Annotated in this window: 24 protein-coding genes and 1 tRNA gene; 18 read left to right on the top strand and 7 right to left on the bottom strand. The window is 58.2% G+C overall.

The genetic code is table 11. The features are described from left to right. Positions 1 to 39: 39 nt before the first annotated feature. The 6 genes from argC to V9G17_02495 all read right to left on the bottom strand — a co-directional run bounded on the left by argC (position 40) and on the right by V9G17_02495 (position 3600). Complete coding sequence (gene argC / locus V9G17_02520) at positions 40 to 1113, bottom strand: N-acetyl-gamma-glutamyl-phosphate reductase (protein MEI2751450.1); 1074 nt, start codon at positions 1111 to 1113, stop codon at positions 40 to 42. A 112-nt stretch (positions 1114 to 1225) separates the two neighbouring features. Next, the gene (gene rpsI, locus V9G17_02515; GenBank protein MEI2751449.1) at positions 1226 to 1618 is read right to left on the bottom strand and encodes a 30S ribosomal protein S9; all 393 of its coding nucleotides are present in this window, start codon (positions 1616 to 1618) and stop codon (positions 1226 to 1228) included. A 42-nt stretch (positions 1619 to 1660) separates the two neighbouring features. Beyond that, the gene (gene rplM, locus V9G17_02510) at positions 1661 to 2092 is read right to left on the bottom strand and encodes a 50S ribosomal protein L13 (GenBank protein ID MEI2751448.1); all 432 of its coding nucleotides are present in this window, start codon (positions 2090 to 2092) and stop codon (positions 1661 to 1663) included. A 50-nt stretch (positions 2093 to 2142) separates the two neighbouring features. Further along, entirely contained in the window at positions 2143 to 2631 is a 489-nt protein-coding gene (locus tag V9G17_02505; GenBank protein MEI2751447.1) for a bifunctional nuclease family protein, read from the bottom strand. Positions 2632 to 2634: 3 nt separating this feature from the next. Continuing rightward, a complete protein-coding gene (locus V9G17_02500; GenBank protein MEI2751446.1) occupies positions 2635 to 3090 on the bottom strand; it encodes a bifunctional nuclease family protein in 456 nt (151 codons plus the stop codon). A 228-nt stretch (positions 3091 to 3318) separates the two neighbouring features. Beyond that, positions 3319 to 3600 carry a Fe(2+)-trafficking protein gene (locus V9G17_02495; GenBank protein ID MEI2751445.1) on the bottom strand — a complete coding sequence of 94 codons (282 nt, stop codon included), beginning with the start codon at positions 3598 to 3600 and terminating at the stop codon, positions 3319 to 3321. A 177-nt stretch (positions 3601 to 3777) separates the two neighbouring features. Here V9G17_02495 and V9G17_02490 point away from each other — a divergent pair. From V9G17_02490 to V9G17_02480, 3 genes are all read left to right on the top strand, one after another. After that, positions 3778 to 3864, top strand: a tRNA-Leu gene (locus tag V9G17_02490). A gap of 269 nt (positions 3865 to 4133) precedes the next feature. After that, complete coding sequence (locus V9G17_02485; GenBank protein MEI2751444.1) at positions 4134 to 4907, top strand: hypothetical protein; 774 nt, start codon at positions 4134 to 4136, stop codon at positions 4905 to 4907. 148 nt (positions 4908 to 5055) lie between these two features. Further along, positions 5056 to 5316, top strand: a complete 261-nt coding sequence (locus tag V9G17_02480) for a sulfurtransferase TusA family protein (GenBank protein ID MEI2751443.1) — start codon at positions 5056 to 5058, stop codon at positions 5314 to 5316. Here V9G17_02480 and V9G17_02475 read toward each other — a convergent pair whose 3' ends face one another. Continuing rightward, complete coding sequence (locus V9G17_02475) at positions 5317 to 6069, bottom strand: SAM-dependent methyltransferase (protein MEI2751442.1); 753 nt, start codon at positions 6067 to 6069, stop codon at positions 5317 to 5319. 64 nt (positions 6070 to 6133) lie between these two features. Here V9G17_02475 and ccsA point away from each other — a divergent pair, with 64 nt between their 5' ends. The 15 genes from ccsA (at position 6134) to V9G17_02400 (ending at position 25128) form a co-directional block, all read left to right on the top strand. Beyond that, entirely contained in the window at positions 6134 to 6940 is an 807-nt protein-coding gene (ccsA, locus tag V9G17_02470; GenBank protein ID MEI2751441.1) for a cytochrome c biogenesis protein CcsA, read from the top strand. 1 nt (position 6941) lies between these two features. Beyond that, on the top strand, positions 6942 to 8348 hold the full coding sequence (gene hemA / locus V9G17_02465; protein MEI2751440.1) for a glutamyl-tRNA reductase: 1407 nt from the start codon (positions 6942 to 6944) through the stop codon (positions 8346 to 8348). A gap of 85 nt (positions 8349 to 8433) precedes the next feature. Further along, on the top strand, positions 8434 to 9366 hold the full coding sequence (hemC, locus tag V9G17_02460; protein ID MEI2751439.1) for a hydroxymethylbilane synthase: 933 nt from the start codon (positions 8434 to 8436) through the stop codon (positions 9364 to 9366). Between the two features lie 5 nt (positions 9367 to 9371). Then, positions 9372 to 10937: a uroporphyrinogen-III C-methyltransferase gene (gene cobA / locus V9G17_02455; GenBank protein MEI2751438.1), complete on the top strand. Its 1566-nt coding sequence runs from the start codon at positions 9372 to 9374 to the stop codon at positions 10935 to 10937. Between the two features lie 51 nt (positions 10938 to 10988). Next, a complete protein-coding gene (locus tag V9G17_02450; GenBank protein MEI2751437.1) occupies positions 10989 to 11381 on the top strand; it encodes a CBS domain-containing protein in 393 nt (130 codons plus the stop codon). Positions 11382 to 11388: 7 nt separating this feature from the next. Continuing rightward, positions 11389 to 12372 (top strand): porphobilinogen synthase, encoded by a 984-nt coding sequence (gene hemB / locus V9G17_02445; GenBank protein MEI2751436.1) that lies wholly within the window; start codon positions 11389 to 11391, stop codon positions 12370 to 12372. After that, entirely contained in the window at positions 12369 to 13334 is a 966-nt protein-coding gene (locus V9G17_02440; GenBank protein ID MEI2751435.1) for a bifunctional riboflavin kinase/FAD synthetase, read from the top strand. The genes hemB and V9G17_02440 overlap by 4 nt, the downstream gene beginning before the upstream one ends. Before the next feature lie 3 nt (positions 13335 to 13337). After that, positions 13338 to 14825: a tRNA lysidine(34) synthetase TilS gene (gene tilS, locus V9G17_02435; protein MEI2751434.1), complete on the top strand. Its 1488-nt coding sequence runs from the start codon at positions 13338 to 13340 to the stop codon at positions 14823 to 14825. A gap of 2 nt (positions 14826 to 14827) precedes the next feature. After that, positions 14828 to 15379 carry a hypoxanthine phosphoribosyltransferase gene (gene hpt / locus V9G17_02430; GenBank protein ID MEI2751433.1) on the top strand — a complete coding sequence of 184 codons (552 nt, stop codon included), beginning with the start codon at positions 14828 to 14830 and terminating at the stop codon, positions 15377 to 15379. Positions 15380 to 15467: 88 nt separating this feature from the next. After that, positions 15468 to 17282: an ATP-dependent zinc metalloprotease FtsH gene (gene ftsH / locus V9G17_02425; GenBank protein ID MEI2751432.1), complete on the top strand. Its 1815-nt coding sequence runs from the start codon at positions 15468 to 15470 to the stop codon at positions 17280 to 17282. Between the two features lie 277 nt (positions 17283 to 17559). Then, positions 17560 to 18369: a dihydropteroate synthase gene (gene folP, locus V9G17_02420; protein ID MEI2751431.1), complete on the top strand. Its 810-nt coding sequence runs from the start codon at positions 17560 to 17562 to the stop codon at positions 18367 to 18369. Next, the gene (gene glmM, locus V9G17_02415) at positions 18362 to 19711 is read left to right on the top strand and encodes a phosphoglucosamine mutase (protein ID MEI2751430.1); all 1350 of its coding nucleotides are present in this window, start codon (positions 18362 to 18364) and stop codon (positions 19709 to 19711) included. Before folP ends, glmM begins: the two co-directional genes overlap by 8 nt. A gap of 26 nt (positions 19712 to 19737) precedes the next feature. Then, positions 19738 to 22269, top strand: a complete 2532-nt coding sequence (locus tag V9G17_02410) for a DNA internalization-related competence protein ComEC/Rec2 (GenBank protein ID MEI2751429.1) — start codon at positions 19738 to 19740, stop codon at positions 22267 to 22269. Between the two features lie 426 nt (positions 22270 to 22695). Beyond that, entirely contained in the window at positions 22696 to 23877 is a 1182-nt protein-coding gene (locus V9G17_02405) for a glycosyltransferase family 4 protein (GenBank protein ID MEI2751428.1), read from the top strand. Between the two features lie 183 nt (positions 23878 to 24060). Then, positions 24061 to 25128, top strand: a complete 1068-nt coding sequence (locus V9G17_02400; GenBank protein MEI2751427.1) for a DegT/DnrJ/EryC1/StrS family aminotransferase — start codon at positions 24061 to 24063, stop codon at positions 25126 to 25128. Positions 25129 to 25235: the final 107 nt, after the last annotated feature.

Below are 25235 nucleotides of genomic sequence, written 5' to 3'. Positions count from 1 at the left end.
TGAAAATGGTTCGTAGCGCGGAGTCGCTCAGGCCTCACGTTAGGGATAGATACCCGGCGCCACCAGGCCCGTTTCTTCGGGATAGCCGAGCATGAGATTCATGGCTTGAATTGCTTGTCCTGCTGCGCCCTTGATCAGGTTGTCGATGGCCGCCACTGTCACTACCCATCCGGCTCGTGAATCGGTGTGGACTGCGAGATCGCAATAGTTGGCGCCTCGCACATGACGGGGATTCGGCATCGCGCCTTCGAGCAGTCGCACAAATCGTTCACCTTTGTAGAAGTCCCGGTAGAGCGCCCGCAGTTCGACCACATCAAGAGAGCCTTTCATGCGCGCATAGGCCGTGCTCAGGATGCCTCGATTCATCGGCACCAGGTGCGGCGTGAAGGCGATGGTGACACCGGAGGTCCGTCCCGTGCCTGCTGGTCCACGCGTTCCTGCCAATCCCGTCAGTTCCTGCTCGATTTCCGGGATATGTCGATGTTGGCCGATCTTGTAGGGTTCCAGGGACTCATGTGCTTCGGGGAAGTGGTAGGGCAGGGCCGCACTTCTTCCCGCGCCGGACACGCCCGATTTCGCATCGATCACGATCGTATCCGGCACAATCAGGTCATGAGCAATGAGGGGCGCCAACTGCAAAATTGCAGCCGTTGGGTAGCAGCCGGGTGACGCGACGAGCCGGGCCTGTGCGATGGCCGATCGATGGAGCTCCGGCAGGCCATACACGGCGCTTCCGATCAGGTCCGGGTGCGCGTGCGCGGTCTGGTACCAGGTTTCATAGGTGCGAGGATCTTTGAGTCGGAAGTCTGCGCTCAGGTCGACTACGCGTTTACGGGCTTTCATGCAGGTCGCCACCGGACCCATGGATTTGGTGTGGGGGAGGGCGAGAAACAGCACATCGGCGCGTTCGGCCAGGGCCTCAGGCGCCAGGGCCTCGAAGGTGAGTGGCACGATGCCCTGCAAATGGGGGAACACGGTGGAGACAGCGGTGCCGGCCGATTTCTCGGATGTGACCGCGGTCAATTGAACGTGGGGATGCTGGGACAGCAGCCGCAGTAACTCCGCTCCGGTGTATCCGCTGCCCCCTGCCACTGCTACTCGTACCGACGTCATGTCATGCCTCCCGGCCAATCGCGAGTGATTACTCAATCAGTTCGCCGCCCACATAAAAAAAGGGAAGGCTGCGGAGCCTTCCCTTTTGACACCCTGTCGCTCCAGTGTTTCTTTATCGCTTCGAGTATTGGAAGCGCTTTCTGGCGCCCTTCTGGCCGTACTTTTTACGTTCTTTCACGCGTGAGTCACGGGTCAGAAGGCCTTCCTTCTTGAGCGGGCTTCGGAATGCCGCGCTCATGATCACCAGCGCCTTCGAGATGGCATGCCGTAAGGCTCCGGCCTGACCCGCAGGACCACCACCATACACGGTGGCTCGGACGGAATACTTCCCGGCCACACCGGCCAGTTCGAACGGAAATTGAATCACATTCCGTAGGGTCATGCGAGGAAACGCTTTTTCCAGCGGCTTCTCGTTGACGACGATATCACCAGCCGCGGCGGTCACCCATGCACGAGCGATCGCGCTCTTTCTCTTCCCAGTTGCGTACTGCGTAATTGCTGCCATGTCAGGCGGCCTCCTTCACAGATCGAATCCGAACAATAATGATCACAGCGAAAGTGATTCCAGTTGCTGCGCGTGATGTGGATGGGTTGAACCTGCGTACACGCGCAGTTTCTTGGCCATCTGATTCCCAAGAGGATTCTTGGGTAACATGCCTTCGATGGCGCGCGTCAAGAGCTTCGTCGGGTCTTTTTTATGGATATGCTCGGCGGTCAGGGTCTTGAGCCCGCCAGGATATCCGGTGTGATACGAATAGGTCTTGTCTTCCATCTTGTTGCCGGTCAATCGGATCTTCTCCGCATTGACGATGACGACATGGTCACCCGTATCCACGTGGGGGGTAAAGGTCGGTTTATGTTTGCCGCGAAGCAAGGTGGCAACCTTTGCCGCAAGACGACCGAGTGTCTTGCCGTCGGCATCCACCAAGAACCATTTCCGTTTCACATCAGCTGGCTTCTCAAGATACGTTTTTGTCATGGTCTCCATCTACTCCTGCACGATAGGATTCTAATGTGAGGTGTCAGGCCTCACGCCTGTTGGGGTTCGATATTCTTTGTGTCGATTTTATTGATCCAAGCATCTAAATGAACAGCCGTACGTCGGCTCAGCACATCCTGTGTGGCATAGATCGGACAGTCCGCACGAAGGGCAAGTGCAATGGCGTCGCTGGGTCTGGCGTCCAATGTTCGATGCACACCCTTCGAGGCGAAGGCCACGCTGGCATAATAGGTACTGCCCTTCACATCCGTAATCACCACTCGCTCTATCCGGACGCCGAGATGATCCGCAAAACTTCGAATGAGATCGTGGCTCATGGGACGGGGAGTCACTACTCGTTCCATCGCCAGGCGAATGGCATTCCCTTCGGCAGATCCGACCCAGATGGGCAGCGTCACACTTGCGTCATCATTTTTCAGTACGACAATACGGGTATCGGTTGTGCCGTCGTCCAGCACCTGTTTCACAGTCAGTGCGACAAGCTCCGGCGACTCATTCTGCGGCTTGGCCGTGTCCATGACTCAGCTATCCAGTTTTCCGAAATCTTCTGGCTTCAGATTCTCAAGCCACTGCTCGAGCTCTTCGGAAGACTGCTTCTTAATGACCTTCTCGCTGGCGAAGATCGGCGCGCTAGAGCGAAGGGCCAGTGCAATGGCGTCGCTGGGGCGAGAATCAACCGTATATTCAGAATCTTCGTACATCAGGTGAATCGTGGCGAAATAGGTATTCTCGTTCAGATCAGTAATCACTACACTGATAATCTTCGCATCGAACGTTTCCAGAAACGACTTCATTAAGTCGTGGGTCATGGGGCGCGGGGCGGTGACACTCTCCAACGCAAGGCCGATGGCGCTGGCCTCTGATTTCCCAACCCAGATCGGGAGCATGTCCGAATTCTCTTCGTCTCGCAACACCACTATATAGGCGTTGTTATAGGGGTCGAAGATCAGACCCTTTACCCGCATTTGTGTGATCACGGCGGGAGTATCCTTCCCGATGTCAGCCAAAAAGCTCAAGAATAGGGCACTCTAGCACTTCCGAAATCAGAGTGTCAATGAATTCGGTCGGGCAGCGTTGAAGAGCGCCGAAGGATCGCCACTCCGTCAGACGCAAACGTGAGGACAGTCCCTCCGTCATCTGAAGAACAGGCACTTAATCACCGACGGTTCTGACCGGAGAAGTCGTCAGAGTGGAAAGAGGAACCTTTACGAGCCGGCTGGGCGAAAGTTCTGTTCCAGTTTGGACGTGTCGGTTTGTTCTCCCAGTTTGAGGAACGCCTTCATCTGCTTTTTGACGAGCTCACGGCCGCTCTCGTCGCCAAGATTGACCTGATACTCGTTGATCACCATGACACGCATCCCTTCCCACTTTTTCCAGCAGGGCTTGCAGACTTTGGCCTTGATTTCCGCTTCAAGCTTTCCAAGGAACAGCATATCCGTAATCGCTTCGCCTGCTTCTCCGCAGGTGACACATTGCACATCTGCCATAATTGCCTCCGTGAGTCTGCCGGATCATGAATGATCAGTTCTACGACATTCTAACATTCGAGTGCCGCAGAAAAAAGAGTGTGCCGTGCGGATTGACGCCTACTCGGGTTCATGTTAAAAATGCGTCCCTTCAAAGCCGAATGGCAAACCAAGGAATTGTCGCCGCATGACACATGTGCCCGGATGGCGGAACTGGCAGACGCGCCGGACTCAAAATCCGGTTCTCGCAAGAGAGTGGGAGTTCGACCCTCCCTCTGGGCACCATCATTTCAACACCTCTGTCTCTATCCCGACGATCAGCGCATTCGTGGAGACGTTGCAGCCTGTCACGGGTGTAGGTGCAATGCGATTAAATAGACGGTGCGTTTCGACACAACACTATATAGTGGATGTCGTGGCTGAAAACATCTTGACATGATGTGGGTGTTAGCCTATAGTTCGCCCGAAATTGCTTGGAACTACTATGGCCTGTTTAGTTTATCGCCGTTCATCATTACTCTCTTATCAATTCCAACTCACTAAGGAGGCAGCACATGCGTAACGTGTTGGCACTTGGAGCTGCGGTGCTTTTTATCAGCTCCGTTGGTGTTGCAGGCGCTCAAGAGCGTTTGCCACAGTCCTCGGCAGGTTCAGGGTTCGGAGTCGGCACCGGAGTCGGAGACGTTTCGGGGAATTCCGGCCGGACGACAGCGTTTGATCGGACCGCTTTCATGGAACGCCTCGCACAAGCGGAAACCGTTTTTGGTCGTGTCATGGGAATTGATATTCCCGGCGGCAAATTGTGGCTGGAGACGGGCGGCAGTTCGCATGATGAGGGCCGAGCTGGAACAGGTGCAATGTCCTCTCTGACCCTCTATATTGATGATAAGACCAATCTCGACCAAATGCGAGCCGTGGGTACGGGAGACGACATCTCTGTGCAGGTTGTCGAAGCCACGTCACCGGGCCACGAGTTCGGAGTAGGCCATAAGCTTGTGCGTGAAATCTATGTGTTTCGCGGTAACGAGAAATTGGCAGGCTTCGGCGGTCTTGGACAGCGACCTAGCCCTTCGAATGAGCGCGGAATTGAGACGAGCTCAGCCACCGTTGTCGGCGGGCGAGTCAACGATGTGTTCCCTGGTACCGTGACCAACGGCGTGATCACCACCACCGTCGGTGAGTTTACCGGACAGGCACCGTGCTGGAACTGCGAACCGCAGCCAGGATGGGGCTACCAGACCGTCGCTCCGGAAACCAAATTGCAGAACAAGTCTGACTACGGGACCGATGGTGCCAAGCCGAACTTGCAGAAGGGCTTGAGCAACTAAGACTTACGCCACGACTGTGGCAGGTTTTGAGCGGGGTGCTTCGGAAGAGGCACCCCGCTTTTCTTTTGTTTGTACGATTCCTTGCCGCCCTGTTGCAACACAACAGGGCGGTTGGTACCATCTGCCATCATGTCTCTTGAGGAATCTTATGTCTGAGTCGCCGTCTCCTGTACCTTCACCTGATGAAGAGCTGGATCTTCGCGGTGTCATTTGTCCTTACAATTTTGTGAAGACGAAGCTCAAGCTCGAGAGCATGGCTCCAGGGCAACTGCTGTTAGTCCATCTTGACGATGGTGATCCGATTCGAAACGTGCCTCGGAGTGTGAGTGACGACGGGCATGATGTGGTCTCGCAGGAGCGTATCGATCAGTCCTACCGTGTCCTGATTCGTAAACGATTCGACGAGTAGTTATTGCGACTCCTTGACGCTGTTCTTCCTCCTCAATCTGGCGCCTTCCACCACGAGCACGACGTGAGACGTGCTTTCGTGGCTCGGTTTGTTCGAGAGCAGTTCTTGGACTCGTCCTCGTAGGATCTGTTCCGTGCTTCGGGTCATGTCGATGGCCACCATTACCTTCCGGTTGCCTAGCGTCCGCTGCAGCAGGGCGAGAAATTGTCGAAGGTTCTGTGCCGGCGGGAAGAAGATCATCGTGCGTGGCTCGGATCGTAACAGGTGAAGCCGAGTGGTGAGTGTTTTAGTGCCACCGGTCCAGCGCCCGTCAAAGATGAAGGCATTGCCGTCCATCCCGGCGAGGGCCGCTGCCGCTACCACAGCGGAAGTTCCAGGGATGACCGTGACGGGAATCTGCGCTTTCGATGCGGCTGCGATGAGTAGTCGACCCGGATCGTAGACAACCGGCATTCCGCAATCCGACACCAGCGCCACTTGATCTCCGTGCTTCAAGCGATCCAGCAATAGTGGAACTTTGTCGGCGGCATTGTTCCGATCATAGGTGGTGATGGTGGTGTGAATTCCGTGGTGGGCCAGAAGGACGTGAGTGGCCTGCGGATTTTTCGCGGCGATGAGATCAACCTGTCGAAGAGTCGCAAGACCTCGGATCGTCAGATCGTCCGGATGTCCGATCGGCACGCCGACGATGAATAACGTTCCTGCCGAAGAGGCAGATTGCGCGCGCTTTCCTTGACTCCGTTCTCGTCGCATCGATATAATTTCCAGTTATCAAAAAAAGTGGCTTTGCGCTGAAATGTTGCGAGGATAGAGCACAATGTCTTCGGTGTTTTTCATGCTCACGATGGGCCTGTATTTCGTGAGTACGGTCTGCTACCTGGCCTATCTGTTGCGACGGGCGGAAACCCTGTCAAAGGTGTCGCTCGGAATCACGGCTGCCGGGTTTGCCACGCACACAGTTGCCTTGGTCGCCAGAATGACCGACACAACCCAGGCTCAGCTCCCGACTTTTCACGAAGCCTTGTCGTTTTTCTCCTGGATGCTGATTCTGGTGTTTCTCGCCGTCGAATTTCGGCGTCAGTTGCATGTCCTTGGCTCCTTCATCGTACCATTGGCTCTCGTGTCATTGGTGACGGCTGCGGCCTTCCGTTCCGACGAGGCTTCGAGTCTCCAGCCGGTGTTCAAAACGCTGTGGGTTCATGTCACCCTCAGCATGTTGGGTACGGTTGGCTTTGCCGTCGCATTCGTTGCCGGGGTGATGTATCTCATTCAGGACGGCCTTCTCAAGTCGAAGCGCTTCAACGTGCTCTATGCAAAACTGCCTGCGCTGGATTATCTCGATCACTTGAATCAGCAGTCAATCGTCATGGGGTTTCCACTACTGACCCTCGGGATCATCAGCGGCGCCTTCTCAGCGGAGATTGTTCGCGGTACGTATGTGAACTGGAATCCGGAACAGACGTGGGCCATGGTGACCTGGGGCTTCTACTTCGCTGTCCTGGTCGGGCGTTTGACCATCGGATGGCGAGCCAAACGAGCCGCATATCTGACGATCATTGGGTTTGCCGGCGTGATTTTGACCCTAATCGGTGTGGTGTTGAAAAGTCACGGGTCGGTGTCTTGACATGCATGTCATTGTCGTTGGGTTAAGCCATAAGACTGCCCCGGTCGAGATTCGTGAGAAACTCGCCGTGCCTGAAAGTCGGCTCAGGGAAGCCCTCAGTCGCCTCTGTTCCTATCCCGGTGTGCGCGAAGGGCTGCTCCTCTCGACGTGTAACCGGGTGGAAGTCTACGCCGTCGTCGAGGAGTTGGAAAGCGGGTATGGTCGTGTGCAGGAGTTCCTGGCCGATGCGCATCTCTCCCTCTCCTCGGACCAGTTGACCCCCCATCTCTATTGGCACGCCGGGGACCGCGCTATCGGACATCTCTTCCGGGTCGCCTCCAGCCTCGATTCGATGATCGTCGGGGAATCACAGATTCTCGGGCAGATCAAAGATGCGTTTGAGGTTGCGCTCACACACAAGGCCTCCGGCCTGCTGCTGAATAAGATCGTCAAAAAAGCCATCTCAGTGGCCAAGCGGGTGCGTACCGAAACCAAGATTGCTGAGACGGCGGTGTCGGTGAGTTATGCGGCGGTGGAGTTGGCCAAGAAGATCTTTTCGAATCTGACCGAGAAGACCGTGCTGCTGATCGGGGCCGGGGAAATGGCGAAGCTGGCGGCGCGCCACCTGATTGCCAACGGCGTGCGCCAGGTGCGGATTACCACCCGTAACTTTCAGCATGGCTTGGAATTGGCGCAGCGGTTCAATGGCACGGCGGTGCCGTTTGAGGACTACAAGACGGAATTGGCGGGAGCCGACATTGTGCTGGTGTCCACCGGGGCCTCGCATTACCTGGTCACGGCTGATGATGTACAGCGGGCCATGCGACAGCGCATGAGTCGCCCCATGTTCTTGATCGATATTTCTGTGCCGCGCAACATTGATCCGGCCGTCCGTCCGATCGATGATGCCTTCCTCTTCGATATCGACGATCTCCACATGCGGGTCGAACAGAATCGTGAAGACCGGTTGCGGGAAGCCGCCAAGGCCGAACACATGGTCGTGGAGGAAGTGGCGGTGCTCGGCCAGTGGCTGCAGTCATTGGAAGTCACGCCGACGATCGTGGCGTTACGTAGCCGCACCGAAGAGATCAAGCGGCGTGAGGTCGATAAAATCTTGGCGCGACTGTCGCATCTCTCGTCCGAGGATCGCGCCTCCGTTGAAGCGTTGGCCTCGGCCATCGTCAACAAGATGGTTCATGGCACGATGGTCACGTTGAAAGCTGAAGCCAACTCATCGGGCGGCGCGACGTATGTCGATGCGGCTCGCCGGTTTTTCAATCTTGAAGAGACTCGTGCGGTGTATCCGCCCGGACCATCCGACGTCCCGGAGCTTCCGGATGAGAACATCCCCGGCAACGGAGTTGGTCGATTGCCGGAGTCATCACTGGTCCAGCACACGAGCAAGGAGCACGGCAGGCGGGTCCGCTGACACCGCCGCTGAGAAATTTCATGATCAGATTCGTTGACCCTTCTGACCGGGCACCCGTGATCGCTCGAGCGAGTGACGGCCGCTCATGAATCGCACAACACTTATTCTTGGCACGCGCGGCAGCAAGTTGGCCGTGCATCAAAGTCAGTGGGTGCAGGCACGTCTCCAGGAGCTCGCGCCCGGCCTGACCATCTCGCTGCAACGTATTCAAACGTCGGGCGACAAGATCCTCGATGTTCCGTTGGCCAAAATCGGCGGCAAAGGGCTGTTCGTGAAGGAGATCGAGGACGCTCTATTGAGCAAAGAGATCGACCTGGCCGTGCACAGCATGAAAGACGTGCCGACGGCGTTGCCGGATGGATTGGACATTTTGTGTGTGCCGCCGCGCGAAGATCCGCGGGATGCGTTGATCACGCGTGACGGTTCCCGGCTGGACCAGCTGAAGCCGGGCGCCAGAATCGGCACCAGCAGCCTGCGTCGGCAAGCCCAGTTGCTGCACTACCGCCCTGATTTCACCATCGAGATGTTGCGTGGCAATCTGGACACACGCCTAAGGAAACTCCGTGAGGGGCAATTCGACGCGATTGTCCTTGCGGCGGCAGGATTGAGACGGCTTGGATGGGACGCGGAGATCACCGAATATCTTCCTGTGCAGCTCAGTCTGCCCGCTATTGCTCAAGGTGCCCTGGGGATCGAAGCCCGCAGCGACGACTCTTTTGTGCGCGAGCTGTTGAGTCGGTTTGAGCACCGCCAGACCCGTATTACCGTCACGGCAGAACGCGCGCTCTTGCATCGCCTCGAGGGCGGATGCCAAGTGCCTATTGCGGCGCATGCCGCGCTAGAAGGCGACAGGCTGACGGTTGATGGTCTGGTGGCCAGTGTGGACGGACGTCGGGTGATCCGTCATCAAATCCACGGTCCGGCGAGTGACGCCCAGGCTCTGGGGACGAAGCTTGCGGAACGGTTGCTGGCCGATGGGGGGGATGTGATCCTCAAGGAAATTTACGGGCAGGCGTGAGTGGTATGACGACGCGTGGAGGTACAGTGTATCTGGTCGGGGCCGGTCCAGGAGATCCCAAGCTGCTGACGATACGCGGCAAGGAATGTCTGGAGCAGGCCGATGTGGTGTTGTACGACTATCTCGCGAATGAAGCACTGTTGCAGCATGTGTCTCCCAAGGCCGAACGGTTGTATGTCGGTCGACGTGGTCGAGGTCAATATCGCGATCAGGCGGAAATCAATCGGTTGTTGATCGATCATGCGCAGGCCGGGAAACGCGTGGTCCGCTTGAAAGGCGGCGATCCGTTCGTCTTTGGGCGGGGCGGAGAAGAGGCGGAAGCGGTGGCCGCCGCAGGGTTAGAATTTGAGGTCGTCCCAGGTGTGACAGCCGCCGTCGCGGCGCCGGCGTACGCGGGGATTCCGGTCACCCATCGGACGATGGCCTCCACCGTGACGTTTGTGACCGGACACGAAGACCCCACGAAAGATCGAAGCGGTGTTGAATGGCGGCGCCTGGCGACTGTACATGGTACCCTGGTATTTCTCATGGGGATGACCAACCTGCCAAAGATCGTTCAATGCCTTCAAGCCGAAGGAAAAGAGGGCACCACGCCGGTTGCACTGATCCGATGGGGGACGCGCGCCGCGCAACGAACCGTGGTGGGGAGCTTGAACGATATTGTGGCAAAAGCAGCGGCAGCTCATATGGAACCGCCCACGGTTATCGTGGTTGGTGAGGTGGTGCGTCTCAGGGAGCAACTCAATTGGTTCGAGCGCCGGCCGCTCTTTGGAAAACGGATCCTTGTGACGCGGCCGAAGCCGCAAGCGGCGGAGTTTTCAGATTTGATCGCGGCTCAAGGCGGCGAACCGGTGGAATGTCCGACGATCGAGATTGTGCCCCCGGAGGACAGGGCTCCATTGGATCGGGCCCTGGCTCGTCTGGCGACTTACAATTGGTTGATTTTCACCAGTGTGAACGGAGTTGTTCCATTCATGACCAGACTGTTGGAGACGCACCGTGATGTTCGCGCGTTGTCCGGCCTCACCATTTGTTGCATCGGACCGCGTACGGCGGAGGCTCTGGCAGCCTATGGGTTACGTGCCGACCTGATTCCGGAGCAGTTTCAAGCCGAGGGAATTCTGGAGATGTTGGCCGCGCGGCAGATGCGCGGGGCACGCGTGTTGATTCCGCGGGCATTGGTGGCCCGGGAGCTGCTTCCGGATCAGCTCCGTGCCCAGGGGGCGGATGTGGACGTGGTGCCGGTGTATCGCACGGTCAGACCTGCGATTGCGACGGATCGCCTCATGGAGCAACTTCGAACGGGCGGGATCGACGTGATTTCCTTTACGAGTTCCTCGACGGTGAGGAATTTCGTCGAGTTGTTTCCGACGAAGGAAGCGTTGTTGCGGTCGGTTGGGACGACGACGGTGGCGTGCATCGGACCTATTACTGCGGGGACTGCCCGCGAAGCAGGTCTCACCGTTCAGGTGATGGCCGGACAGAACACCGTTCCAGCATTAGCACAGGCCATCGTGGATTTTGTTGTAAGCCCGACCGAAGGCCGAACCGCGTCGGCGGTGAGCCATTGACCGGATGGCAGTGATCGTGAAGATGTTTCTTACCAACAGGGAGGATGTGGCATGGTTCCAGTAAAGTCATTCATGGTTCCGAAGGACAAGTTCGTCACCGTTGAGCGTGACCTGGATGTGCGCTCCGCAGGACGAGTCATGCGCGACCGCAACATCGGCAGTCTGTTCGTCACGAACGGCAAAGAGGTCATCGGTATTCTGACCGACACGGATATGGTACGGCGGGTGGTCGCGACAGGGGCCGACACGACCAAGACCACCGTCGAGCAGATCATGTCCGCGCCGCTCGTCACCATCGAAGAACACAAGACGTTGCTGGATGCGAACGACTTGATGGCGCAAACCCATCTTCGGCATCTCGGTGTCACCAAAGACGGGCAGCTGGTCGGCATGATTTCGGTGCGCGATCTGGTGGTGTTCCTGACCAACTTGCCGAGGAAGTGAGCGGAGCATGGCCTTTCCGATTCAGCGCCTGCGTCGTCTGCGGGAGACGGAGCCGCTCCGGCGGATGGTTCGAGAAACGAGCCTGACGCCGAACGACTTCATCTATCCGGTGTTCGTGACCGAAGGGCAAGGACGGCGCGAACCGATCGCCTCGATGCCGGGACAGTCGCGGGTGTCCATCGATCTCCTGATCAAGGAAGCGGAGGAGGTCAAGGCCCTGGGCATTCCGGCCATGATTCTCTTCGGGATTCCCGATCAGAAGGATGAGCGCGGCAGTTCCGGCTTCGACCCGGACGGAATCGTGCAACGCGCGATTCGGGCGGTGAAGGCGCAGGTACCGGATTTGGTGCTGATCACCGATGTCTGTGTCGATGAGTATACGAGTCATGGCCATTGCGGCATCGTTCGGGGCGGCAAAATTCTCAACGACGAAACGCTGGATTGTCTGAGGACCATGGCGAAGACCCATGCACAGGCGGGGGCCGATATGGTCGCGCCATCCGACATGATGGATGGCCGCGTGGCCGCGATTCGCGATGAATTGGATCGTGCCGGATTTGCCGAGATTCCCATCATGGCCTACGCGGCTAAGTTCGCCTCGTGTTTTTACGCGCCCTTCCGTGATGCCGCCAATTCCAGTCCGCAGTTCGGCGACCGCCAGTCCTATCAGATGGATCCAGCCAACAAGCGGGAAGCCTTGCGGGAGATCGATCTGGATATCGAAGAGGGGGCCGACATCATCATGGTGAAGCCGGCCATGCCGTATTTGGATATCATCAGCGCGGCGCGCGAGCGAACGCTGCTGCCGATCGCCGCGTATCAGGTGAGCGGTGAATACAGCATGATCAAAGCGGCGGCTCAAGCAGGGTGGCTCGATGAGCGCCGCGCGATGTTGGAGTCGCTGCTGTCGATCAAGCGAGCAGGCGCCGAAATGATCTTGACCTATTTTGCCAAAGAGGCCGCCAGGCTTCTGCAGACACGGTCCGTATGAAGGTTTCCCACGGTCTCACTCCATCCACAGCCAGACCCTATTCGGTCGTGACCATCGGAAATTTTGACGGACACCATCATGGTCACCGAGCCCTCCTCGACCAGGTTGTGGCGACAGCACGCCGCGAGGCCGGCACGGCGCTGGTGCTGACCTTCGATCCGCATCCCGTCAAGATCCTAGCCCCGCAGGTCAATCTTATGTTTCTGACCACGCCGGAGGAGAAACTGGCTCGCTTCGAAGCCGCGGGTATTGATGAAGTCGTCTTTCTTGAATTCACCACGGCGTTTGCCGCTCTGAGCCCGGCTCAATTTGCAAAGCAGGTCTTGTGCGACGGTATCGGCACACGGGAGTTGTATGTCGGGGCGCATTTTGCTTTTGGAAAAGGCCGGGTCGGACGGATTGCGGATTTGCTCGAATTCGGCGCTCAGCTCGACTTTCGCGTTCATCCGATGGCGCCTGTGACCATTGACGATGAGATTGTGAGTTCTACGCGTATTCGCCAGCTGATCCAAGCGGGGGAGCTGCAAAAAGCTCTCCGCCTGTTGGGGCGTCCCTACAGTATCGAGGGGACCGTCATCGCCGGTGCCCATCGCGGAACGGAACTTGGTTGGCCGACCGCCAATCTTCGGCTTCCCGAGGGGCGTGTGATTCCCCCGGATGGAGTGTACGCGGCACAGGTGTGCTGGCAGGGGACGAGCCTGAAGTCCGTGGTCTACATCGGAACCAGGCCGACATTCGGCGCCGGCGAGCGGCTCCTGGAAGTCTCGATTCTGGATAAACGGCTCGATCTGTACGGAGAAGTGATTCGAGTGGATCTGCTCAGCTTTATTCGCGAGGATCGCGTCTTTGCCTCAGCGGAGGCGCTGACCCAGCAAATTGCGTTGGATGTAGAGGCGGCTCGGGCACACTTGCGCGACGTCGTGATCACCGATCCGCTCTCGACTCTCCTGCCTCGGTCATGAGCCATGAGAGGTTCTCCGACAGGTCTCCATCACCCGCTCCATAAGCAGGTCGTCCGGGCTATTCGCGCACGCACGTTGCTGCATCCGGGTCAACAGATTCTGGTGGCCGTGTCAGGGGGGCCGGACTCCGTAGCCTTGTTGTCCATTCTCTCCCAACTTGCGCCGGCCTGGAATCTTTCGCTGACGGTCGTTCACTGTAACTATGGTCTGCGTGGCGCCGAATCCGACGGTGATGCGTCATTCGTTACGGCGCTCTGTCGTCGGCTTCAACTCCCGTGTCTCATCAAGCGACTGACGACAGACCGGGGAGGAGCAGAAGATTCGAGTTCCTTGCAAGCACGTGCCAGAGACTCTCGGTATCGGCTGTTTCGTGATGTGGCTGCTGAACTCGGTGTCGATCGTGTGGCGCTCGGGCACACGGCGGATGATCAGGCCGAAACCGTGCTCTTGCGGATGTTGCGCGGGGCCGGCTTGCGAGGATTGGCCGGCATGCCGCATATCCGGGAACGCCTCTTCGTCCGGCCGCTGCTCAATTGTTCACGTCAAGAGATCCTGGCGTATCTGGAAGCGATGGGATTGTCCTACCGAACGGATTCCAGCAATGCTAAATCGATCTACCTCCGCAATCGTGTCCGGCACGAATTGCTCCCGGTGATGCAATCGTTGGCTCCGGCTGCCGTCCGGATGTTGGCGCGGCAGGCTGATCTTCTTCGTGAGGATGATCGGGTGCTGGATGCCATGGCGGCGCGCCGTTTGGCGCAGCTCACTCAGAGCCGCGATTCAGCCACGATCCTGCTTGATCGCACAGCCTGGCTGAAACAGGCGCCCGCATTCCAGCGCCGGATGCTCCGTCTGGCCCTGCACGCGCTGGCTCCCTCGATCGGTGCACCGCGAAGCGATGTGCTGCTGTCGATGGTGACCTCCCTGGCATCGAAGAAATCGGGAACGATCTGGAATATCGGATCTGTGACGGTGGCTTGTGAGCAGGATCTGATCAGATTGTACATCGAGTCCACGGAACCTGCGGCAGGGAGTACCGGCGCTGACACGAGTGCCGCGGAATTTGCGGCCGACGGGGTGACGATCGATTCGCTCCCTTCGATCGTTACTTGGCGATTGACGGGAGCCGTGATTCGGTTGCATGCCGTGACCCAGGAGCGGGGACTGGCGCTGCTGGAGCAGTCATCGACCGCTATAGCCCTGCTCGATGCCGAACACTTGTCCTGGCCGTTAACGATCCGGACCTGGCGCCGGGGGGATTGGTTTTGTCCCACCGGAATGGCGGGGCGACGAAAGAAATTGCAAGATTACTTCACAGATGCAAAACTGGGTCGGTCTGTGCGAGAACGGATACCACTGATGCTCTCGCGTGACGGCATTGCCTGGATCGTCGGGCAGCGGGTGGATCTTCGGTTTGCCGCTACTCGTTCGACCACTCGATTTGTGCTCGCTCGTGTCACGCAGCCGCTGCGCCGGAAAGGAGTTTTCTAGAAATGGAACGCATTTTTGGTCGCCCCATTGTGACGCAAGAGCAGATGCGGACTCGAATCCGTGAGCTCGGCCGACAAATTGCCTCTGACTATGCCGGAAAAGATCTTGTGCTGGTTGGGGTGCTCAAAGGTGCGTATGCCTTCTATGCCGACCTGGCGCGGGCGATCCGGATCCCGATGCGTGTGGAGTTTATTGTGGTGACGAGCTATGGTGCAGGCAAGAAGAGTTCCGGCAAGGTTAAGCTCGTGTCGGACCTCACGGAGCCGATTGCCGGCAAAGATGTCCTGCTGGTGGAGGATATCGTCGATTCCGGCCTCACCGTGCAATATCTGATAAAGACGCTCTCCCGGAGAAAGCCCCGGTCATTGAAGGTCTGCACGCTGCTGAGTAAGCCTGATCGTCGAACGGTTGAGGTGGATCTCGAGTATGTAGGATTCAAGATCCCGAATAAGTTTGTCGTCGGCTACGGTCTTGATTATCGACAGGAGTATCGCAATCTGCCGTACCTTGCTGCGCTCGATCAAGGTGAGGAACAGGAACAGGAGTCTGCATGAAAGGTTGTTCCCCCTGCGGAACATATGGTAACATTCTGCAGGGTTAGCTAATTTTTCGGTCTGCCTAATATCCCCAAAGGAGAGGTGGATGAATTCACGTGTAAAGAATTTGCTGTTCTGGGTCGTGGTCGGCCTCTTCATGATCTTGCTATTCAACCTTTTTAGCGTGCCGACTCACGCGCCGGAAGATGAAGTCATATTCAGCGATTTTATGGCCAAACTCGACAAGGGTGAGGTCATGAAGGTGACGATCAAGGCCAACCATATCAGCGCAATTTTGAAGGATCAAAGCCGGATCAGGACCTACACAGCCGAATATCCGGAGTTGGTCAAACATTTGCGCGAGAAGGATGTCCAGATCGAAGCTCGGCCGCCTGATGAGAGCCCGTGGTACATCACGTTCTTGGTGACCTGGGGGCCTTTTATCCTCTTCCTCGGACTCTGGTTCTTCCTCATGCGCCAGATGCAGATCGGCGGGAACAAGGCCCTCTCCTTTGGAAAGAGCCGCGCTCGTATGTTGACTGAGGAGCGCAAGAAGGTGACGTTCTCGGATGTGGCCGGCATTGAGGAAGCCAAGGAAGAAGTTCTTGAGATCATTGAATTTTTGAAGGATCCACGAAAGTTCCAGAAACTGGGCGGCCGCATTCCGAAGGGTGTCCTGATCGTCGGCCCTCCGGGGACTGGAAAGACGTTGTTGGCGAAAGCTATTGCCGGGGAGGCGGGCGTTCCGTTCTTCAGCATCAGCGGATCGGACTTTGTCGAAATGTTCGTCGGGGTGGGTGCTTCGCGCGTGCGGGATCTCTTCGAGCAGGGGAAGAAGCATGCCCCCTGCATTATCTTCATCGACGAAATCGACGCCGTCGGTCGTTTGCGGGGCGCCGGTCTTGGCGGAGGCCATGATGAACGCGAGCAAACGCTGAACCAGTTGCTGGTGGAGATGGATGGGTTCGATACGACTGAAGGCGTGATACTTATCGCTGCCACGAACCGCCCAGACGTGCTTGATCCGGCACTGTTGAGGCCGGGCCGCTTCGACCGTCAGGTTGTGGTAAACCGACCTGATCTGCGTGGCCGATCGGAGATCCTGAAAGTTCACACCAAGAAAGTGCCGTTGGCCGCCGACGTCCAACTTGAGAAAATTGCACGAGGCACACCGGGATTCTCCGGTGCCGACCTCGAGAATCTGGTTAATGAAGCGGCCTTGTGGGCAGCTCGCTGGAACAAGAAAGAAGTCGAATTGATCGACTTTGAAATGGCGAAAGACAAAGTGCTGATGGGAGCCGAACGCAAGAGTATGGTGCTCACCGATGAGGAAAAGCGCACCACTGCATATCATGAAGCCGGTCACGCGTTGATGGCCAAGCTGCTGCCAGGGACGGATCCTGTCCACAAGGTGACGATTATCCCCCGTGGTCGTGCGCTGGGCGTGACAATGCAATTGCCGACGGACGATCGCCACAATTACTCGAAGGACTTCCTCTACAATAACCTCGCGATTCTCATGGGCGGGCGCGTGGCGGAGGAGTTGGTGCTGCATGATGTGACGACCGGAGCCGGCAATGACTTGGAACGGGCCACCGACCTCGCCAGAAAAATGGTGTGTGAATGGGGCATGAGTGAAAAGCTCGGTCCGTTGACTTTCGGCCGTAAGGAAGAAGAAGTGTTCCTCGGTCGTGAGATGGGCTCGAAGCGCGATTTCAGCGAGCAAGTGGCGCTTGAAATCGATCACGAAGTCAGGCGTCTGGTTACGGAAAATTACGAACGTGCGAAGAGAATTCTCACCGACAACATGACAAGCCTGAAGGCGCTGGCCGAGGCCTTGTTGGAAAAAGAAGTGCTGGACGCGTTGGAAATCGATCAAATCCTCATTCAAGGGTCCTCGTCGCAGACGGTTCCCGCCTAAATCCTGTTTTGCTGTCCTCACAGGTGCACCGTACGTGTGCCCTGTGAGAACGGTGCTTCCTGTACGATCTGTGCCACGGGTTGGGAAGTCAGCGAAATTTAAGATCGTCTTTGGTTCTCTTTCCCTCCCGCAGTTACCCCATTTCGCCGATTGAAGTTTCGGTGATCATCGACATGAGAGAAGGCTTGGCTTGACCGGTCCCACCGCTTCATCCGCTAGTTCCCTTCTTTTGACTGCAGGCTCCCGCCTGTTCAATTTTAAATCAGGTCCGCTTTTGATGGGCGTTCTCAATGTGACTCCCGATTCGTTTTCCGACGGTGGGGCCTATCTCGCAGTCGAACAAGCCTTACAGCATGCCAAGCAGATGCAGTCGGAGGGTGCCGACATCATCGACATCGGGGCTGAGTCTTCCAGGCCTGGTGCACAACCCATCGATGAGACGGAAGAATTGCGCCGCCTTCTTCCTGTCTTGGAAGCGGTTCATGCTGCAGTGCCGCTCCCCCTTTCCGTTGATACGACGAAGGCTGCTGTGGCCCGCCGGGCGATTCAGGCGGGTGCCACGATGGTGAACGACATTACCGCCTTGCGAGGCGATCCCTTGATGGCGCCGCTCATTGCTCAAACCGGCGCGGCGGTCGTGTTAATGCACATGCAGGGGACTCCTCAGACCATGCAACAGGCGCCGCGGTATAGCCATGTCGTAGAAGAGGTGCTCGCGTTCTTGCGTGAGCGGGTGCAGGCCGCGCTTTCTCATGGGATCAAAGCAAGTCAGATCGTTCTTGACCCCGGCTTCGGGTTTGGTAAGCTCGAAGAGCATAATCTTCAACTGCTCGCTGAGTTTGAGGCGTTTACGACGCTGGGGTATCCGGTGCTGGCCGGGGTGTCACGGAAGCAGTTCATCGGGAACCTGACTCAACAGCCGGTGCATGAACGGGGCTACGGTACCGCCGGTGCGGTTGCCGTGGCTGTGCTTAAGGGAGCCCAGATCATTCGTGTGCACGACGTACGGTCGATGCGAGATACCGTGTCTGTCGTGTCAGCCATTTCCCGTCACGCGCGTTCATATGTAGAGGTATCCAATGCGTAAATTATTCGGCACAGACGGTGTTCGCGGGGTGGCAAACCTCGAACCGATGACCAGTGAAATCGCCATGCAGCTCGGGCGCGCCGCTGCTCATATTTTCATGCGACGCGCAGGCCGCCATCAGGTGGTGATTGGAAAAGATACGCGTCTCTCAGGATACATGCTGGAATCGGCGCTGACCTCTGGGATCTGCTCAATGGGTGTGGATGTCCTGCTGGTCGGGCCGTTGCCTACCCCGGCCATCGCGTTCCTGACACGGAGTTTGAGAGCCGATGCCGGCGTGGTTATTTCCGCGTCGCACAATCCTTACCAAGACAACGGGATTAAGTTTTTTTCCAACGAAGGGTTCAAGTTGCCTGACGAGGTCGAGGCGCGTATTGAACAGCTCATCATTTCCGATGAGATCAAACACCTGCGCCCGACTGCCGATGCGATCGGGAAAGCCTATCGTATCGGGGATGCGGAAGGTCGTTATATCGAGTTCGTCAAACGCTCGCTTCCCAAGGATCTCGATTTTCAGGGGATCAAGCTGGTGGTGGACTGCGCCCACGGCGCCGCATACAAGGTCGGGCCGGCGGTGTTCCGTGAACTCGGGGCCGAGCTTGTCGTGATCGGGGATAAGCCGGACGGAACAAACATCAACGACGGGTGTGGCGCCGTCCATCCGGAGCGGTTACAGGAAGCGGTTCGTCGGCATGGGGCGCATATCGGCGTGGCGCTGGACGGCGATGCGGATCGAGCCATCTTTGTATGCGAACAGGGACAGATCGTGGATGGTGACCATGTAATGGCCGCGCTCGGACTCGATTTGCACGCGCAAGGACAACTCGCCTGTCAGACCGTGGTGGGAACGGTCATGAGCAACTTTGGGTTGGAACTGGCGATGAAGAAGGCTGGTATTCAGCTGAAGCGCACGCAGGTGGGAGACCGCTATCTCATGGAGCGGATGCTGGCCGATGGGTACAATTTCGGCGGGGAGCAATCCGGTCATTTTATTTTCCTCGACCACAACACGACGGGCGACGGGTTGATCTCTGCATTGCAGATTCTGTCCTTGATGAAGCGCACCGGGACTCCGCTCTCCGAACTTGCCAAGGCTATGACCGCAGTGCCGCAGATTTTATTGAACGTGCAGGTTAAGCATAAGCCGGACCTGAATCAGATCCCCGATATCCAGCAAGCCATTCAGGCTGCGGAAGCGACGCTCAATGGGAGTGGCCGCGTTCTCGTACGATATTCCGGCACCGAATCGCTCTTGCGCATCATGGTGGAAGGCGAACGGCAGACCACCATTCGTGAGGTCGCGGATCATATTGCAGCTATCGTTCGCGCTCGTATCGGATAGCCTCAAGCCGATGTCGTAGGCGCCGGATGTTACCGACTCTTACGATCACCTGGATTCTCGGCCTCGTTCTTGGTTCCTACTTCACGTATTTTCCTATCACCATCGGGATCACCCTGGCAGCGTGCATCGCCTGTTGCGTGCTGCTGGAGCGTCGGGGCTGCCTCACGACGCGGCAGGGCAGCGTGTTGCTGGCCTGTGTATTCGGTGGATGTCTGTACTGGTCCCTCTGTGCCTGGTTCACTCCGCATGTCGCAGTGCCGGATGTACCGGGCGCTCTTCCTGCCAGACTGACCGGAACAATTGTGGAGGCCGTTCACCACGCGCCTGGCCGCCTCACGACACTGGTGCAGGTGACGGCGAGCGATGATCCTGAGCAGCCCATGCCGTTTCACCTGCGACTGACCTGGCGAGATCCGGACCGCGATCTCCGCCGCGGGTTGCAAATTCGTACCCGTACCCATGTGCATGCCCCATCCGGAACCCTCAACCCGCGGGGCTTCGACTATGCCGCTTATCTGGATGCGCAGGGTGTGGATGCTGTCGCATCGGTGTCCGGTGCCGGTGCCATTGAGGTGCTTGATCCGGCGGAGGATACGCCGCTTCAGCTGTTCCCATTCATCATTGAGGAATGGCGCGGCCGGGTGAGAGCCGCTGCCGAGTCGCTTCCCCAGCCTAGTCGAGGCCTCTTCCTTAGCCTGACCATCGGTGAGCAGGGGTTTCTTGCGCCGGAGGTCCGTGAATGGTTCATGACGACCGGCACGGTGCACATTCTCTCGATCTCCGGCTCCCATCTCGGTCTCATCGCCTTGCTGTCGTTCGCGTTACTGAGGAAGACGTGCCTGCTGCTGCCGTCCATGCTGCTCCTGAGTCTTTCCCGATGGCTGACCGCGACGAGACTGGCCGCGGTACTCACACTGGTGCCGGTGCTGGCCTATGCCGTACTGGCGGGTGCAGAGACGGCCACGATTCGGAGTGCCATTATGATCACCGTCGCGCTCTGGACGGTCTGGCTGGGCTCACCGCACTATCTTCTTCATGCGCTCGCGGCAGCTGCCGGTCTGACCCTGCTGGTGCATCCGGCGGCGCTGTACGATATCTCTTTTCAGCTGTCTTATGTGTCGGTGTGGGTACTGGCCCTCGCGCTCTCGCGCGAGACGCCTGCGGATGAATTGGCGGCGCAGCAGCCTTCCACTGCCGAACGCATGCGCTCCTGGCTGCGTCAGTCCTTGCGGCTCACGGTGTGGGTGACGCTGGCCACCGTGCCCCTGGTAGCCTGTTATTTCAATCAAGTGTCGTGGATGGGCCTCTTCACCAACCTGCTCATGGTTCCCTTCGTTGGTCTTATCTTTCTGCCGATCAGCCTGCTCTCCGCAGTCTGGGTGATCGCGACCCACAGCAATACGCTTCCCGGTGCTGCCTTCATTGACGCCTTGGGGCAAGGGCTCATCGCAGCGACACATGGACTGGCCGCGCTGCCTGGCGCCGAATGGTTTGTGGCGGCACCGACCATCCCCATGATGGCACTGTTCTACATGTTGGGTTGGGCGTTGATGAGCCGGTGGCCTTCGCAAGCGACACCGGTGCTCAGAGGGGCCATGGTGTTGAGCCTGACCGGTATCATGCTCTGGTGGTTGTGGTCTCCGCGTCCGTTCAGTAGGGAAGGAATGGTGCGCGTCACGTTTCTCGATGTGGGGCAAGGCGACAGCGCGGTCATCGAATTGCCGGACGGAGTCGTAGTGTTGATTGACGGCGGGGCAACGTACGAGCGGTTTGATATGGGGCGGAGCGTGGTGGCGCCGTTTTTATGGAATCGAGGGATTCGAACCATCGACCATGTTATCGGAACGCATCCGCAGCTGGATCACGTCGGAGGGCTGGCGTGGATTTTGGCTCATATTCGAGTCGGCACGTTTTGGACCAACGGGACGGTCCGGCAGGAGGAGTTCTGGCGCAGAATCGAACGGGCGCTCGCGCAGCGAAAACTTGACGCCACGATGGCTACGGAGGGGCAAGTGCTGTTCAGCGGACCGGCTTGCCGCATGCTGGTGCGGAACCCTCAGTCTCGTCCAAACGAGTCGCGCTCTACACAAGGCGATTCGCTGAACAATCTGTCGGTGGTCACGGAATTGGAGTGCGGCGAGCAGCGCCTGTTGTTCACGGGGGACATCGAACGGGAGGCACTCACCCGGCTCGCCCAATCCGGCACGCTGGCACACATCACGGTGCTGAAGGTGCCGCACCATGGCGCAAAAAGTTCGCTGGCCCGCGGGTGGCTGGAAACTATCAGGCCGGAGATCGCGGTGGTGTCCGCCGGTCGACGCAACCCGTACGGTCATCCGGCCGGCGATGTACTGGCGGCCTATCAGGCGGTGAATGCACAGATTTGGCGAACGGATCAGGAGGGCGCCGTCTGGGCCGATCTCGATCTGGCTCGACAACAAGTCACTCTACACAGTACGCGAGAATGGATGTTTCAGCCGACGCTGCGATCGGCTGACCTGTGGTCGGTCGAACAGGAGAATCTCCGTCGATTATGGCGTCGCTGGAATTGGAGCTAGATCCGACGCCCTCGCGGGCTGTGGGCCTTCGATCCTCTGCCGGCTGGGACCGGCGCTGATTCCCACCGCTCAACCGTCTCCGCTGCGTGCAGCGTCTACCTGCCTGATGGCACCAGGCCGTCAATTTACCGACAGGTTCTGGACGGGCTTGTCATAAGTTGTGAATATTGCACGCTCTTGCATGGGAGCGGGGGAGTTCTGGGAAGGCATAGCACGTGCAGACATTCTGCATCGGCTGACCATGATGTCTTTCGACAGTTATGGGATGCCCCTACTTGTCGGGTTCGTCATTCTGTTAGGGGAGGGAGGAACGGCGTCGTTCCTTCATGGCCTGAGGCAGCAGGGTAACTGAGCTAATAGTGTGTTCCCTGTGCACCTCGACGGTGTATGTGGAAAACAGTGCATGCGGAAAAAGGCAGCGAGATCATGACACAGCGTCTCTTGTTTCTGGCCCCTGCGCCGCCGACTGATCGGCAGGGTGGGGGAGCCTTGCGGATGGTACATCTGCTGCGGTTTCTGGGGAGCCGTTTTCAGGTTGACCTGGTTGCTCCGGCGCTCGACGGCACAGAGGATGCCCAACGATTACTCAAGGATGTCTGCGCCGAGATGGTCTTCGTGCCGCCGCAAAGTCCCGGTTTGTTCGATCGGCTCGGCCGGATGAGTCCGTATGCCAAAGACCGGGCGTTGGCTGGCGTGGTCCGAGAGCGTCTGGCGAGTGGGCAGTACGGAGCGGTGCAACTCGAAAAACCTGCGATGATTCCCTATCTTCCTCCGCAGGTGACGGTCCCGCTGGTATTGGACATGTGGTCCTATGGTGCAACAAGCCCGTGGCGGATCCTCAGGGGCGGAAGCGGTGCAGGTGATCAGTCCAAGCAGTTAGTGCGGTTGATGAAGGTGCGGCTCTTCGAGCGGATGCATTGGCCCACCACACATTGTGTGACGGTTGTGTCGGACGAGGATCGAATTCGCTGCGAACGGGCGCACCCTGGGCAACGGGTGCTGGTCGTTCCGAACGGCGTTGATTGCCAGACGATCCTTCCCAAGCCCGATCATGTGGCCATGTCGCCCCTCTTGCTGTTCGCGGGAGACATGGGGCTAGAAGCGAACATCGAGGCGGCGGTCTTTCTTGCTACGGAAGTGTTTCCCGGTATTCGTCGAGACTTTCCCAAAGCCGAGTTACGACTTGTTGGGAGGAATCCGGACCCTCGAGTGCGACGGTTGGCGGGCTCGGGCATCGAGGTGACCGGCGCGGTTCCGGATCTGCGGCTCCATCTGCGGGCGGCCACGATCTATGTCGCACCCCATTTTACCGGCCCGGGGACGCGTACGAAACTGCTGGAAGCGATGGCCGCAGGCTTGCCGATCATCACGACCTCCGTCGGGATCGAGGGGATGAAGGTACAGCCGGGGCGTGATGTGCTGGTCGCCGATCAGCCCGTCGATATGATCGAATCGATCCATACGTTACTGTCGAGCCAGTCTGATCGAGAGCGCTTTGCCCATGCGGCGCGCCATATGGCAGAGATCTGGTATGACTGGAGCCGCTGCCTCTGGCCGCTGGAGCCGTTGTATCAGAATCTGTTGATTCCGAAGGCGGTGGCCTGCTGACGGCGCGCGTCGCAGTCCGGTCGAATGCCGGCAGCCAGACGGCCCTCGTTCCAGCCCCTACCATAGCTGCCGGGTGGCACGACAAGAATCTGTTGTCATCGGGTGGGCCATCCTCGTAGAATTTCCTGCCGACAACTCAGCTGCTCCGATATCTAGGCCCCGTACGAAGATCCGCATGACGCGATGACGATGATTCCGCACTCAAAGCCTTCCCTTGGACAGGACGATATTCGTGCGGCCACCGAGATCCTTCGATCCGGTCAGATCGCCGAAGGCCCAATAGTCGGGCAGTTCGAGCGGGGCATGGCTGCGTACATCGGGGTGCAGGGCGGAGTGGCGGTGAGTTCCGGCACGGTCGCCTTGGAGCTCGCGCTGCGCGCCATGGGGGTCGGACATGGCGACAATGTCATCCTGCCGAGTTATGTGTGCTCGGCCCCTTGGCTGGCGGTGCAGCGGGTCGGCGCGCAAGCCAGAATCGTCGATATCGATCCGACGACCTACAATGTGGATCCACAGAAAGTGCGCAAGGCCCGTACCTCCCGTACCCGCGCGGTGATTGTCCCGCACCTGTTCGGGTTGCCGGCTGATCTGACGGCGTTACAATCCCTCGGCATTCCGCTGATCGAAGATTGTGCGCAGACCCTCGGCGCCACGGAACAGGGCCGGGCGGTCGGCAGCGTCGGACTCCTGACCGTCTGCTCCTTTTATGCCACAAAACTGTTGTGCACCGGCGAGGGCGGCATGGTGCTGTCGAACGACGACGCTTTGTTGGAACGGGTACGGGCGCTCCGCGAATATGATCAGGCGCCGTCACTCAATCCGGCGGCGTTCAACTGTAAGATGACGGATCTTCAAGCCGCGATCGGCGTCTCGCAACTCAACCAGCTGGGGGAGTTCCTCGAAAAACGGGCGGCGTTGGCCGCCGTCTATCGCGAGAGCCTACCGATCGAGCTCTTCACGCCGCCGGCGGTTCCGGCTGGGCGAACCCATGTGTTTTATCGATTCATTGTACGGCTGCAACAAGGAGCGCCATCGTCCGATGAATTCACCGCGTTCCTCTCGCGCATGGCCCATCGTGGTCTCCAGTGCCGCAAGCCCGTCTTTCGTCCCTTGCATCGATATCTTGAATTGCCTGATTTCCCCGCCAGTGACGAAGCCGATACTGTCGCAATTTCGCTGCCCATCTATCCGTCGTTGAGCGAGGACGAGGTGAGGCTGGCCTCGCAGATCCTACAGGAAGAGCTCCGGTAAGGTCGCCTTCGCCTCGAGATCTGCCGATCGACTGACCCAAGCTGTGCGATGCGCGCCCGATCGACGCATCTGCTGCAATCTGACCCTTGACCCGCGCCTCGCTGATC

Source organism: Nitrospira sp. (genome assembly GCA_037045225.1).
GTDB lineage: Bacteria > Nitrospirota > Nitrospiria > Nitrospirales > Nitrospiraceae > Nitrospira_A.
Note: the sequence above shows the minus strand (reverse complement) of the source record. Positions and strands in the feature narration are given on the sequence as shown.